Below are 14,184 nucleotides of genomic sequence, written 5' to 3' on the forward strand. Positions count from 1 at the left end.
AAATTGCCACTCAAACAATTTTTAGCGTCATTTAGGTCAACTGCAAGTGAATATAAAAGAGAAAGAGACTGAAGGATTTAATATGAGCCGCGATACGATCAGTATCCACTTCGTCAATGCGGCTCTAACCGGCGCAAAACGTCTGGGCATGGATGTCGAAACTTTATTGTCACATGTGGGCATTGAAGCGGAATTATTACGTCAGCCTAAAGCACGTATTTCTCCGGAACAATACACCCGATTTATTCAGATGTTATGGATGGTAACCCAGGACGAACATCTCGGCTTTGATATACAGCCACGTCGTTTGGGCACTTTTGCCATTATGTGTCAGTTGATTATTCACGCGAAAACGCTAGGAGATGCCCTAGAGCTTTCTTCCCAGTTCTATAAACTGTTTGGCGATGAATGGTCGGTGATTTTAGAACGTGACAAACATGAAGCACGTCTGGTTCCCCTTATTCCCCAAAGCATGGATCCGGATCACTTCATTACCGAAAGCATGCTGATGATCTGGCACGGTCTGGCATCCTGGCTCATCGAACGCCGACTGCCACTCGAACGCGTTCATTTTGGCTATCCACGTCCTGCACATGCCGATGAATATGATGCCCTGTTCTTCGCACCGGTGATGCAATTCGATGCCCCACGTACCGAAATTACCTTTGCTGCGGACTATCTGGATCTTCCGGTTCGTCAAAATGAAGAGACGCTGGAAGAATTCCTCAAAGCAGCACCTGCACAGTTGCTGGTTAAATTCAAAAACACCAACTCGCTGACTTCTCGTATCCGTGAAGTGTTAAAGAGCCAGATTGGCGAAGAAATGCCGACACTCAACGATGTCGCTTCGATGTTGTACCTCTCTCCGCAAACTTTGCGTCGCCGTCTGGCTGCGGAAGGCAAAAGCTATCAGGGCGTGAAAGATGCCTTGCGTCGTGACGCGGCCATTCACCTGTTGCTGAATCCGGGCTTGACCCTGGAAGATGTCGCGCAGCAGGTCGGCTTTAGTGAAACCAGTACCTTCCACCGTGCCTTTAAAAAATGGACCGGGGTAACTCCAGGTTTATATCGCCAGTTGCACGGTTATCACTGATCACAACCGATTTTTTCAGTTTCTCTCTATGCCCAGGTTCCGACTTGGGCTTTTTTTTATTGACCAAAAACATCATCTGACCTGACCCGTTCTCATCATTGCACTTCAAAAATTAATCATTACACTCAAAAAAGTATAAAAAATTTAAAGTCATAAAAGGGAAATGCCATGAGCGAGGCTTATATCATCGATGCCATTCGCACACCACGCGGAAAAGGAAAAAAAGACGGTTCACTGCATCAAGTGAAACCGATTAGCCTGTTGACCACCTTGCTGAATGAACTGAAAGACCGTCATCAACTCGATACTTCCAAGGTGGATGATATTGTCCTGGGCTGTGTTACCCCGATTGGCGACCAGGGTGCCGACATTGCCAAAACTGCAGCCATTGCTGCCGGATGGGACAATGATGTGGCTGGAGTACAGATCAACCGCTTCTGTGCGTCAGGCCTGGAAGCCGTGAACCTAGCTGCGCAAAAAGTCCGTTCGGGCTGGGAAGATATTGTGGTGGCAGGTGGGGTCGAATCCATGTCGCGCGTGCCGATGGGTTCCGATGGCGGTCCCTGGGCACTCGACCCTGAAACCAATATGGCCTGTGACTTTATTCCGCAAGGCATTGGTGCCGACCTGATTGCCACCATTGATGGTTATACACGTTCGGATGTCGATGCCTTTGCTGCCGATTCACAAAAGAAAGCCGCTGCAGCTCAAGCCAACGGTTTTTTCAGCAAATCAGTGGTCCCAATAAAAGATAAAGCCGGTGTGGTGATTCTGGACCAAGACGAATTCATTAAACCGACCACCACAGCAGAAGGCCTAGGCAAACTCAATCCAAGTTTTGCCATGATGGGACAGATGGGTTTCGATGCCATTGCCCTGCAAAAATATCCGGAAGTGGGTGCAGTCAATCATGTACACCATGCCGGAAATTCATCAGGCATTGTCGATGGTGCGGCTGTCGTGCTGGTGGCATCCGAAAAAGCCGTTCAGGAACAAGGCTTAAAACCACGCGCCAAAGTATTGTCTACTGCACTTGTAGGCACTGATCCGACCATCATGCTGACCGGTCCTGCCCCGGCTGCACGTAAGGCTTTGGAAAAAGCCGGTTTAAGCATTGATGATATCGACCTGTTTGAAGTGAATGAAGCCTTTGCTGCCGTGGTGATGCGTTTCATTAATGAACTGAAGGTGGATCCGGCCAAAGTCAATGTCAACGGCGGTGCAATTGCCATGGGACATCCACTGGGTGCAACCGGGGCCATGATTTTGGGCACACTACTGGATGAGCTGGAACGCCAAGGCAAGAAACGTGGTTTGGCAACGCTGTGTGTCGGTGGCGGTATGGGCATCGCAACCATTATTGAATTGGTATAAGGAGAACAAAAATGAGCGCAATTCAATTTGAAAAAAATGCCGACAATATTGTGATTCTCACTTTAGATTCACCCCACCAGTCTGCCAATACCATGAATGCAGATTTCCGCAACGCCTTAACCGAAACGGTAGAAAAATTAAAAGCCGATGACAACATTGCAGGCATCATTTTCCGCTCGAACAAAAAAACCTTCTTTGCCGGGGGCGACCTGGATGAGCTGATTCAGGCCACCCCTGAACATGCCGCAGAATTTTTCAACATGATTGAAGACATGAAAGCCAAACTGCGTTATATCGAAACCCGTGGCATTCCGGTGGTTGCAGCGCTCAATGGCACGGCACTGGGTGGCGGTTGGGAACTGGCTTTGTGCTGTCATCATCGTATTGCCCTGAATGATGCCAAAGCCAAATTCGGTCTGCCTGAAGTGACGCTGGGTTTATTGCCTGGCGGTGGCGGTATTGTGCGGATGGTTCGTCTCTTGGGGCTACAAAATGCATTTCCTCTACTCATGGAAGGCAAGCAATTTGGTGTAGAAAAAGCCAGATCGTTAGGACTAATTCACGACACAGCCGGTTCTGAACAGGAGCTTTTAGAAAAAGCCATCGCCTGGGTCAAAGCCAATCCGAAGTCTATGCAACCATTTGATGTGAAGGGATATAAAATTCCGGGGGGAACCCCGTCCTCGCCTGCCGTGGCACAAATGCTGGCAATTGCTCCGGCCATGCTGCGTGACAAGACCAAGGGCTGCTACCCAGCACCTGAAGCGATTATGGCGGCAGCGGTAGAAGGTGCTCAGGTCGATGTCGATACCGCGCTGACCATTGAATCACGTTACTTTACCTATCTCGCCACCGGTCAGATTTCCAAGAACATGATCGGCACTTTCTGGCATGGTTTGAATGCAATTAAATCCGGTGCCAGCCGTCCAAAAGACATTGCCAAATGGCAAGCCACTAAAGTCGGCATTTTAGGTGCCGGCATGATGGGTGCAGGCATTGCCTATGCTACAGCCTCTAAAGGCATTGCTGTAGTGCTGAAAGATGTGTCTATTGAAGCGGCTGAAAAAGGCAAAGCCTATAGCCAGAAACTGCTGGATAAAAAAGTATCGCAAGGCCGTTTAAGCGTTGAGAGAAGAGATCAGGTTTTAGCCCTGATTCAGACAACCGCAGATGCTGCGGACTTGCAAGGTTGTGACCTGATCATTGAAGCGGTATTTGAAAATCCTGAACTGAAAGCCAAAGTGACGCAAGAAGCTGAAAACTATCTGGTCGATGCTGGTGTAATGGCATCCAATACCTCAACCTTGCCTATTACAGAACTGGCTCAGGCTTCTAAAAATGAGCAGAACTTTATTGGCCTGCATTTCTTTAGCCCGGTCGATAAAATGCAACTGGTTGAAATCATCAAGGGCAAAAATACATCCAATGAGACCTTGGCCAAAGCCTATGACTTTGTACAGCAAATAGGTAAAACCCCGATTGTGGTCAATGACAGCCGCGGTTTCTTTACCAGCCGTGTATTTGGTACCTTTGTTCAGGAAGGTCTGCGCTTATTGGCTGAAGGTGTGCATCCGGCAAGAATTGAAATGGCTGCGCTGAAAGCGGGTATGCCTGTGGGTCCACTGGCCATTCAGGATGAAGTTTCTTTAACCTTATCTGAACATGTCGCCAATGAAGCGCGGAAAGCATTACTGGCTAAAGGCAAAGACCTGCCGCGTTCAGGGGCAGATGATGTGATTCACAGCATGATTCATGAGTTCGGCCGTAAAGGTAAAGCTGCCGGTGCAGGCTTCTATGACTATCCGGAAGGTGGCAAAAAACAGCTTTGGGATGGCCTGAAAAAATGGCAGCAAGACACCGATATTTCTGAACAGGAAATGATTGACCGCTTTCTGTTTGTGCAGTCGCTGGATACTTTGCGCTGCCTGGAAGAAGGTGTACTGGAATCGACAGTTGATGGCAATGTCGGCTCTATTTTCGGAATTGGTTTTGCCCCATGGACCGGAGGTGCATTGCAATATCTGAATCAATACGGCCTGGAAAAAGCCTTGATTCGTGCCAACACCTTGCAAGCAAAATACGGCGACCGCTTTAAAGCGCCGCAATTGCTCAAAGACAAGATTGCCCAAGGCGAAAAAATTTAAACTTCATCCTATAAAAAGAGAGGCGAAATGCCAGTGTTGTCCCATAATTGGATTTTATTTCAGCACCGAATAAATATGATGACATTTTATATTTAAATATTTGATATTTATTTATATTTAATTTTTCATAGCCTTGTCTTTTCTTTAAGAGTTTAAGTCACTTTGTGTAGGCTGGACCCTACTTTTGAAAGACCAAAAGTAGGCAAAAATCTTTATTCCCCATACACGACGTCCTGTCGTGATGGGGAATGTGTGGCATCCTTGCCACACTCACAAATCTAACACCTGGAATTCAACTGTGAGACAGCAGTGAGCCCAATGCTTCTCTTTTTTACCCTTGGGCATGCGGATTGTTTGAACCAAAGAATCTCATCTGCTTTCGCAGGGCTTTTATGTTATAAAGTTACATAAGTTTTAAATTTTTTTATTTATCTGGTGGGTAGACCTCTTATGACAAACAACTCTTCTCCTGAAAAATCACCGTGGGGTTGGAAAGCCGTTATTATTGTTTGTATTTTAGGTGCTTTATTTATGGGCATCTTTTATCTGGCCGTGAGCAACGAACCAGACTATATGCCGAGTCAAAAACGTAATCAAACGCATACTGCACACCAGCAGCAGTCTTCGGCTGCCGAACCTACTGCCGCTGAAATGAATATGACTGAAGAAGAACATGCACATATGACAGACCATGCCGAAGCATCAAGTGCACACAGTCACTAAAGCATTATCGGCGTATCAAAGCGGGCTTTATCACCCGCTTTTTTAATGTCATTTCAAATTGATGCGTTTTGTACACTTTTTTGAGCCTTTAAATAATGGTTAATTTGCACCAAGGCGGACTGCACTGCTTTGGCTTTACCCTGCGGCTGCAGATCGGTACCTTCTGCATAAATAAAATCGACATCCTCAATACCGACCAGCCCCAATACAGCAGTCAAATAAGGTGTGACGGCATCGGTTGTCAAACCTTGATGAATACCGCCTCTTGAACTGAAAACAGCCGCTTTAACCCCTTGAATTAATCCCACAGGTGCTGTTTCAGTATATTGAAAAGTGACACGTGCCCGTGCAATCAAATCAAACCAGTTTTTCAACTGAGTCGGCACATTCAAGTTATACATCGGCACCGCAATCAGCAATAAATCACAGTGCTGAAGTTCCTGAATAAATTGATCCGACAAGGCAACGGCGCGCTTAATCTCAGGTTTTTCATTCACCTCGCCTCGCAGGGCCTGAAACAGTTCCAAGTCCAATACCGGCAAATGCATCGCAGCCAAGTCATGTTCAATGACCTGATCTTCAAAACCCTGCTGCTGACGCGTCTGTAAATAGGCATCTATCAGCTGATTGCTCATGGATTGACTCTGCATAAAACTGGATTTAAGCACCAAAATTTGACTCATGATCTGGCTCACTCTGTTCATTGAGCACAAGATTAGCATTGCCAAATTAGATGCAAAAGCGATAATAAATCATCACATTGATTCCATACTGGAAACAAAAATGCGCCTTACGGATCTGAAAAGCCTGAATGCCTTTATGACTGTGGTTGAATTAGGCAGTTTTACTCAAGCGGCTGAAAAATTGCATCTCACCCGTTCTGCCGTCAGTAAAATGGTCGCCAAGCTGGAACAGCAAATGGGCGCTGTGCTGCTGACCCGCAATACCCGCCATGTGACCTTGACCGACGAAGGTGCAGTATTTTATGAATACAGCCAGCGTGCTGTACAGGAACTGCTGACCGCCGAAAATCTGCTGGACAGCAGCAGTCAACATATTCGAGGCTCATTACGCCTGTCCATGCCTGTTTTATTCGGTCAAAAATTTATTGTGCCGATACTGAAAACCTTGTCCGAACAACATCCTGAATTAAATATAGAACTGTCTTTTAATGATCGGCGGGTCGATTTAATTGAAGATAATTTTGATCTTGCTATTCGAATTGGCCATCTGGAAGACAGCAGTCAGCTGATTGCAAAAAAGATTGGCCAACATGCAATGTGGCTTTGCGCCACACCACATTATTTAGAACAGCATGGCACCCCGTCATCGCTCACGGACTTAGAACAGCAACATCTGATTCGCTATGCGAAATCAGGTCAAATGCAAGCTTGGCAATTTAAAGACCCAAATCTGAAAACCATAAAATACAGGCCAAATGGCAACATCCAGATGGACGATATGCAGGCTATTTTAGACTACACTTTAATGGGTGGTGGAATTAGCTGGCTTCCATCGTGGCTGATTCAGCCTTATCTGCAATCAGGGCGATTGAAGCACTTGCTTGCAGATCATTCAAGTAACGACTATCCCATTCAAATTGTTTGGAAACAATCACATTTTTTGCCATTACGCATCCGTATCACCATTGATCTGATCGCTCAATCACTACAGCAGCATCTGACTGATGCTTAACCACTGTGATAAAGATGATTAAAGTTTCAAATACATATCAATATGCGCAATGCCGCAGTCCAGATATTCATCGCCCTGCACCTGAAAACCAAGACCTGCATAAAACTGAATGGCATGTACTTGAGAAGAGAGTTTCAGAAATTTGCGCTGCTCATGTTTGGCTTGCTGAATCATCTCCAACATCAACAGCTTGCCAATGCCCTGTCCACGATAAGCCTTTAAAACGGCAACCCGGCCAATGCTGTGATTTTGCAGCAGGCGCGCTGTGGCAATAGGCTGTGCCTGATCATAAACCACAAAATGCAATGCGACGGCATCTTGCGCATCCCATTCTTCTTCAACAGGAATGTGTTGCTCCTGAATAAAGACCTGCTCACGAATCAGTTTGGCATCGTTTTGCAATTCATCCCAACTGCCTGAACGTATTTTCAATTCTGTCATTGAAACATCATCTTCCTAAAAAGCAGTTTAACATTGCTTTATCCATTTTAAATTAACACTTGCAGCCAATATCCTGCTGATCCCACTGATCATTTAGCAACAATTCCAGAGAATGCTTTTGAATGCCATACATCTGTTTTAAGGCCTGAATCTGGTCCAAAACCTGTGGGTCAGGCTCACGATAATCTTTGCGTTTGGTGGCCAGAATCATCTTGTTTTTACTGGTATGTTCCAGCGCCACAAACTCAAACACCTTGGTTTCATAGCCATAGGCTTTGAGCAATAAAGCGCGAATGGTATCGGTCAGCATTTCAGCCTGCTGTCCGGCATGAATGCCAAATTGCAACATCGGTTTCAGCACTTCAGGGCTTTTTAGCTGTGGACGCAATTCTTTATGACAGCACGGCGCGCACATGATCATTTGTGCATTTAAGCGAATCCCGGTATGAATGGCAAAGTCGGTTGCCACATCACAAGCATGCAGCGCAATCATGACATCGAGATGTTCCGGCTGATAGGTACGGACATCGCCCTGGAAAAAATCCAGTTGCTGAAAATCGGAACGCTGCGCAACGTCCTGACAAAACTCCACCATTTTCGGATTCAGCTCGACCCCGGTGACAAAAGGCGTCTGCCCGTGTTTGGCCAGATAATCATATAAGGCAAAAGTCAGATAGCCTTTGCCTGAACCAAAATCCACCACACGCAGTGCATGATCGTGTTGCTGAATTTGATCCAGAGCACCTGAGAAAATTTCGACAAATTTATTAATCTGCTTCCATTTTCGTGCCATGCTCGGAATAATCTGCGCGTTATGGTCGGTAATGCCGAGCGGTTGTAAAAAATAGCTGTCCTGATCGACATAGCGATGCTTGGCACGGTCATGGCCTTGCTGGGTCTCAGCAGGATTCACTGGTGTACCGGCCTTTTTACTGCTGCTCAGCATGGCTTTTTTCTTGTTCTTTTTCAGTTGCAGTTCTTCGCCCGCAGTAAACAGATTGGCCTGTTTAGATTGCGCCAACAATGACTGCACCACGGGCACCGCTTCTGCCAAAGGATAATTTTTAGTGACATCCTGAGTCTTGTAACGGTACAGACAACTGAGCACTGGCTGGTTTTGCAGTGAAATGACTCGCAAGGTCATTTTCTCCAAATGCTCCAGCTCACCTTTATACTGGCTAATAATCATTCGATCAAAACTATGTGTTTCAATGGCTTGCTGAAAAGCGTCTAAGAATTTTTGTTCCTGAATAAAAGGAGAAGCCGGTTGAGACATATACATCACTCGAATAAATTAAGCCATCAGTTTAAAACTTCTTACTTTAAAGGTAAAACTGCATTACTATACAAGTGTATTTTTTAATTATAGAAAATAAATAATGACAACTTCCCAGCTGCAGGCTTACGATCCCCATGAAGAAAAAATCAATGCGATCAGTCATGCTTTTGGCGCACTCCTAGCGCTTATCGCCAGTATTTTTATGCTGATCAAAGGCAGTGATTTACCGCTCGGACAATTTATTGGACTGTGTGTGTATGCACTCAGCATGATTTTACTGTTTTCTGCATCTAGCCTGTACCATTATGCCGAATCGCCACAACGTCGTGGCTGGTACAAAAAACTGGACCATACTGCCATTTATTACCTGATTGCGGGAACCTATACCCCGTTCCTGTCCATTGCCATTCCTACAGCCAAGGCACAATATTTATTAATCGCCCTTTGGTTGATTGCCGCCATTGGCACACTATTCAAATTGGTTCTCATTCATCGTTTCCAGAAAATTTCACTCATCGCCTATTTGGTCATGGGGTGGCTGGCTTTACTGGTTATGGATGATATGCAACACTTTTTAAGTACCCCAGCATTAACCTATCTGATCGTTGGCGGGCTTGCTTACACCGTGGGTGCATTGTTTTATGCGCTAAAAAAGGTAAGATACACGCACGCTATCTGGCATATTTTTGTATTGATCGGTGCAGGATCACATTTTCTGTCTATCTATCTTTACGTGATTTAATCCTCTCATTCTTCATTTCAGTGACCCTGAGCGAGTTGAGTAGAGAAGATTCTTCGTTGTTTTTTTAAAAAATTACGCCTTTTTTAAAAAGATTACGCTTTTAAAATTAAGTTTTTTTATTTTTAGTAAGTGTAAGGTCATCCATGGCGTCATCAGATTCTATCGCTGCTTCAGAAGAAGCCGCAACCAATTCAAAATTCCGCGTTCTTACTGCAAGTCTTGTCGGTACAACAATCGAGTTTTTCGATTTTTATATTTACGCAACGGCAGCAGTCATTATTTTTCCACATCTGTTCTTTCCAGCCAGCACAGACCCCACCACGGCAACCATTCAGTCTTTAGCCACCTTTGCGATTGCCTTTATTGCGCGTCCGATTGGTGCTGCCCTGTTTGGACATTTGGGTGACCGGATTGGCCGTAAGGCAACCCTGGTCGCAGCCTTGCTGACCATGGGTATTTCGACCGTATGTATCGGTTTATTGCCGACTTATGCTCAAGTGGGTCTTGTTGCACCGCTATTGCTTGCTCTTTGCCGTTTAGGTCAAGGTCTGGGCTTAGGCGGTGAATGGAGTGGCGCGGTTCTTCTTGCAACTGAAAATGCACCTGAAGGTAAACGTGCCTGGTACGGCATGTTCCCGCAACTTGGGGCACCAATCGGCTTTATCCTGGCGACAGGTTCGTTTATTACCCTTGGCGCATTGATGTCGGAACAGGACTTTATGCAATGGGGCTGGCGTATCCCGTTTATTTCAAGTGCGTTACTGGTGATCGTGGGTTTATGGATTCGCCTGAAACTGCATGAAACGCCTGCCTTCCAGAAGGTATTGGATAAGCAGAAAGAAGTAAATATTCCGTTCAAAGAAGTGTTGACCAAACACTGGGGCATGCTGATTCTCGGTACCATCGCTGCCATCTGTACCTTTGTGGTGTTCTACCTCACCACGGTATTCGCCTTAAACTGGGGAACCACCAAGCTTGGTTACACACGTTCTGAATTTCTGGAACTGCAACTGGTTGCCACTTTATGCTTTGCTGCATTCATTCCACTTTCTGCCGTGTTTGCGGAAAAATTTGGTCGTAAAGCCACTTCAATTGGCGTATGTATCGTTTCAGCATTGTTTGGCCTGGTATTCTCAAGCATGCTTGAATCTGGCAGTACCATTGTCGTCTTCCTGTTCTTATGTATTGGTCTGGCGATCATGGGCTTAACCTATGGCCCGATTGGTACGGTACTGTCTGAAATTTTCCCGACTTCAGTTCGTTATACCGGTTCGGCATTAACCTTTAACCTTGCCGGCATTTTTGGGGCGTCTTTTGCACCCCTTATTGCAACCAAGCTTGCAACGACATATGGTTTATATGCCGTGGGTTATTATTTAACGGCTGCCTCTCTTCTTTCACTGCTTGCCTTCCTGGCCATTCGTGAAACCAAAAATGAAGATGTAAACAACCAGGTTTAATTTCATCCAGACATAAAAAAACCAGCGTTATCCACGCTGGTTTTTTATAATTTAAACCTGCTCATCGCTTAAAATCTGTTGATAGATTTCTTCAAACCTGCTTCGCTCACCCCCCGCATTGTAGTAACTCGAAACAATCCAGGTGACCAGCTGACGGTAGGTTTCCGTTCCGTATAAATGATCCAGCAAAGCTTCCACATTATTGTCATTAAAGCCAAAATCACCAATTAGGTGCTGAAACTTTTGATAAAACCTGCTGGCAAATGCGGGTGTATTGACCACATCGCTTTCAGCTTGCAAAAAAGCCTGTTGCAAAGCGAGCAGGCCCATTTCCAGCTGTGACGATTGCGCAGCAGTTAAATCAAAAAACTGTCCCACTTCCTGCGAAAAAGACATCGGCCTCTCCTCATTCTTGTTTTATTCAATGCTTATTATTTTATCGCATGTCACATATAGGACAACCCATTATTGAGCCTTAAATCAGCTCAATAATATCAATGGTCGGCGGTACCCGAAAACGAAAAGGCACACCCACCATTCCTGTGCCTACAGTCACAAAAACATCTGCATTTTCATGTTGGTACAACCCTTTTTTATGTCCAAGAATGGAGACTTTTTTCATGATGTAATTGGTCAGCCAAGGCAGTTCCACCTGTCCGCCATGAGTATGCCCCGACAGCATAAGAGGGCGTGTCGGCAATTGCGGTACCATATCCACCGTATCCGGGTTATGCGACAAAATTACCCAGGGTTTGTCTTGCGGCAAATCCGGCATATAACGCATATCGGTTTTTCCGGCCCATAAATCGCCCACGCCCAGCAACCTGAATTCATCAAATTCAACAATTTGACCTTCGATATCAATCACGTTATTCATTTTAAGCGCATGTTGCAATAATTGTAGAATCGGCGGTCCGGGATACTGTTCGTCATGATTGCCGTTCACCGAATACACCGGCGCATTGATATTTTGTAAAATGGCCAGTTCATCTGCCAGTTTGTTTTCCGGTTCATAGGTCCAGTCCCCTGCGACCACCACCAGATCGGGATTCTGCTGATTAATTTTATCGACAATAATTTTCAGCTGGCGTTCATGCCCGGAAAACAGTCCGATATGTAAATCGGCAATCAAGGCAATTTTGACGGGGCTTTGCAGGTTTTGTTCCGGATTGAGCTGGTATTGCAGGGTTTTAACCATGACATGCTGAGGTTCGATAAAACGGGCATAAATCAGCACACAACTCAGCAAGAAAATAAACACCGCCTGGTGAATAGAGTAATAGCCACTCCAGCCGGCATATAAACTAAAGAAAAACAGCGGAAACAGTAAATAGGATAAGTAAAAGGCCAATAAATGTACAAATGCCTTAAAGGGATGAATGGTTTCTGTTCGGGTTTGGCTCAGCCAGGCCTGTGCAATACCCCATATGCCAAGTACTGCAAAACACAAGTAAAAATAAAAAATGACTGAGTGTGAATCCCACATATTATCTTCTCTAATCTTGACGCTGATATTACATCATTCATCTATTACGATATTTATCTTTTCACAGCTCACAATTATACTCAAACCAATTTTTGGTATTGTTTACACCTTATGACGCGATCTTCTCATCAGCACACCCACTTACACAGCGGTCAATCACCTGGCACGGCCAGCTATAAAACCACTGTATTATTAAGTTGCAGTCTGCTGCTGGGGATTCCGGCATGTTCCACCCTTCCCAAACAAATACCGCAGCCAGTTGAATATTCATTTGACACCAAAACCGAACAGACCTCCCTGGCTAAAATCATTTTGCCCTTGAGGGAACAAAACCCGAACCTGACCGGCTATCATGTTCTTTACGACCCGCTTGAGGCATTGGCGGCACGTATCCATTTAATTGATAAAGCAGAAAAAACTTTAGATTTACAATACTACATTTGGGACAACGATAAAATTGGTGCGTTGGCCCTGCACTCTATCATTCAGGCAGCGGACCGGGGGGTAAAGGTCCGCTTATTGATGGATGACAACAATGCCAAAAAGATGGAAGGCATTTACCTGGCCCTGGATCAGCATCAGAATATTGATGTGCGCCTGTATAATCCTTACCGTTTTAGACATTACCGTGCCATGGACATGGTGCTGGATTTAAAACGGATCAACCGTCGCATGCATAACAAAAGCTTTATTGCAGACAACCAGATTGCATTAATTGGCGGTCGCAATATGAGTAACCAGTATTATAACGTCAGTGACAATTATCAGTTTTCCGATGTCGACGTGATGCTGGTTGGTGCTGCATCGGATGAAATTATTCATTCTTTTGATGAATACTGGAATGACGATTATGCTTTTCCGGTCAAGCAAATTGTCAATCCAAACCATTATTCCTTGCGTTTTGACAGCCTGAAAAAACAGCTCGAGGAACACTCACAAAATATTACCGTGCAGAATTATCTCGATTTAGCCACCCGATCTCATGCTTTTGAAAACTGGCTCAATAACAGCATTCAATTTGACTGGGTCAAAGCGGAAGTGGTCAGTGATTCACCAAGTAAAATCCGCGCAAAGGCCAAAAAAGAACAGCATCTGAATTTTCAGCTGATTAACCGTTTAGAAAAGCCCCAACACAGTGTCGATATTATTTCCGCTTATTTTGTTCCAGAAAAAAAAGGCGAAAAGATGCTGAGTGAGCTGGCTCAAAACAATATCAATGTGCGGGTACTCACCAATTCCTTTAAAGCCAATGATGTAGCTTTGGTGCATGCCTTTTATGGCAAATACCGCAAGGATTTACTTCAGAATAATGTCCAGCTTTACGAGTTTCTGTCTGCACCGGAAACCGAAAACTTGAATGCCCATACCCAGGAAATTGCAGAAAAAGCCAAAGTCAGCATTAAAGGTTTAAGCCGTTCCAGCCTGCATGCCAAACTGATGGCCATAGATGAGAAGCAGGTATTTATTGGTTCTTTTAATTTCGACCCACGTTCCGCTTATTTAAATACCGAAATTGGCGTATTGCTGGACAGCCCGAACCTGGCGAAACAGATTCATTCCACCATGGACCAGAACCTGTCTAAATATGCCTATAAACTGGTGTTAAATGCCAACAATAAAATCAACTGGCAAATTAAACGTCATGATGGCAGCATCAAAACTTATCAGAAAGAACCCAAGATGAAATGGTGGCAAAAAGCCGGTGTTAAAATCATTTCCTGGTTACCGGTCGAAGGCTTTATGTAAG

General features: G+C 45.1%; 13 protein-coding genes. 8 read left to right on the top strand and 5 right to left on the bottom strand.

Features of this window, described 5'->3' with window-relative positions:
• Positions 1 to 82 precede the first annotated feature (82 nt).
• From BLP85_RS12525 to BLP85_RS12540, 4 genes are all read left to right on the top strand, one after another.
• Complete coding sequence (locus tag BLP85_RS12525) at positions 83 to 1,093, top strand: AraC family transcriptional regulator (RefSeq protein ID WP_092820409.1); 1,011 nt, start codon at positions 83 to 85, stop codon at positions 1,091 to 1,093.
• A 168-nt stretch (positions 1,094 to 1,261) separates the two neighbouring features.
• Positions 1,262 to 2,467 (top strand): acetyl-CoA C-acetyltransferase, encoded by a 1,206-nt coding sequence (locus BLP85_RS12530; RefSeq protein ID WP_092820410.1) that lies wholly within the window; start codon positions 1,262 to 1,264, stop codon positions 2,465 to 2,467.
• Positions 2,468 to 2,478: 11 nt separating this feature from the next.
• Positions 2,479 to 4,611 carry a 3-hydroxyacyl-CoA dehydrogenase NAD-binding domain-containing protein gene (locus tag BLP85_RS12535; protein ID WP_092820411.1) on the top strand — a complete coding sequence of 711 codons (2,133 nt, stop codon included), beginning with the start codon at positions 2,479 to 2,481 and terminating at the stop codon, positions 4,609 to 4,611.
• A 450-nt stretch (positions 4,612 to 5,061) separates the two neighbouring features.
• Complete coding sequence (locus tag BLP85_RS12540; RefSeq protein WP_092820412.1) at positions 5,062 to 5,334, top strand: DUF4199 domain-containing protein; 273 nt, start codon at positions 5,062 to 5,064, stop codon at positions 5,332 to 5,334.
• A 53-nt stretch (positions 5,335 to 5,387) separates the two neighbouring features.
• Here BLP85_RS12540 and BLP85_RS12545 read toward each other — a convergent pair whose 3' ends face one another.
• A complete protein-coding gene (locus BLP85_RS12545) occupies positions 5,388 to 6,017 on the bottom strand; it encodes an NAD(P)H-dependent oxidoreductase (RefSeq protein WP_092820413.1) in 630 nt (209 codons plus the stop codon).
• A gap of 100 nt (positions 6,018 to 6,117) precedes the next feature.
• On the opposite strand from BLP85_RS12545, the gene BLP85_RS12550 reads away from it, so the two are divergent.
• Positions 6,118 to 7,029 carry a LysR substrate-binding domain-containing protein gene (locus BLP85_RS12550; RefSeq protein ID WP_092820437.1) on the top strand — a complete coding sequence of 304 codons (912 nt, stop codon included), beginning with the start codon at positions 6,118 to 6,120 and terminating at the stop codon, positions 7,027 to 7,029.
• A gap of 18 nt (positions 7,030 to 7,047) precedes the next feature.
• Here the strand turns inward: BLP85_RS12550 and BLP85_RS12555 are convergent, their stop codons facing one another.
• Positions 7,048 to 7,470, bottom strand: a complete 423-nt coding sequence (locus tag BLP85_RS12555) for a GNAT family N-acetyltransferase (RefSeq protein WP_092820414.1) — start codon at positions 7,468 to 7,470, stop codon at positions 7,048 to 7,050.
• Positions 7,471 to 7,522: 52 nt separating this feature from the next.
• Positions 7,523 to 8,746, bottom strand: coding sequence for a class I SAM-dependent methyltransferase (locus BLP85_RS12560; RefSeq protein ID WP_092820438.1), 1,224 nt, complete (start codon positions 8,744 to 8,746; stop codon positions 7,523 to 7,525).
• A 103-nt stretch (positions 8,747 to 8,849) separates the two neighbouring features.
• Between BLP85_RS12560 and trhA the strand changes: the two genes are divergently transcribed.
• Positions 8,850 to 9,491, top strand: coding sequence for a PAQR family membrane homeostasis protein TrhA (trhA, locus tag BLP85_RS12565; protein ID WP_092820415.1), 642 nt, complete (start codon positions 8,850 to 8,852; stop codon positions 9,489 to 9,491).
• A gap of 143 nt (positions 9,492 to 9,634) precedes the next feature.
• Positions 9,635 to 10,951, top strand: a complete 1,317-nt coding sequence (locus BLP85_RS12570; RefSeq protein WP_092820416.1) for an MFS transporter — start codon at positions 9,635 to 9,637, stop codon at positions 10,949 to 10,951.
• A 51-nt stretch (positions 10,952 to 11,002) separates the two neighbouring features.
• Here BLP85_RS12570 and BLP85_RS12575 read toward each other — a convergent pair whose 3' ends face one another.
• Together BLP85_RS12575 and BLP85_RS12580 are read right to left on the bottom strand one after the other, a co-directional pair.
• Entirely contained in the window at positions 11,003 to 11,347 is a 345-nt protein-coding gene (locus BLP85_RS12575) for a hypothetical protein (RefSeq protein WP_092820417.1), read from the bottom strand.
• Positions 11,348 to 11,426: 79 nt separating this feature from the next.
• Positions 11,427 to 12,437, bottom strand: coding sequence for a metallophosphoesterase (locus BLP85_RS12580; protein WP_092820418.1), 1,011 nt, complete (start codon positions 12,435 to 12,437; stop codon positions 11,427 to 11,429).
• Between the two features lie 111 nt (positions 12,438 to 12,548).
• On the opposite strand from BLP85_RS12580, the gene BLP85_RS12585 reads away from it, so the two are divergent.
• Positions 12,549 to 14,183, top strand: a complete 1,635-nt coding sequence (locus BLP85_RS12585) for a phospholipase D family protein (RefSeq protein ID WP_092820419.1) — start codon at positions 12,549 to 12,551, stop codon at positions 14,181 to 14,183.
• Position 14,184 lies beyond the last annotated feature (1 nt).

The sequence above is a fragment of the Acinetobacter kookii genome (assembly GCF_900096895.1).
Classification (GTDB): domain Bacteria; phylum Pseudomonadota; class Gammaproteobacteria; order Pseudomonadales; family Moraxellaceae; genus Acinetobacter; species Acinetobacter kookii.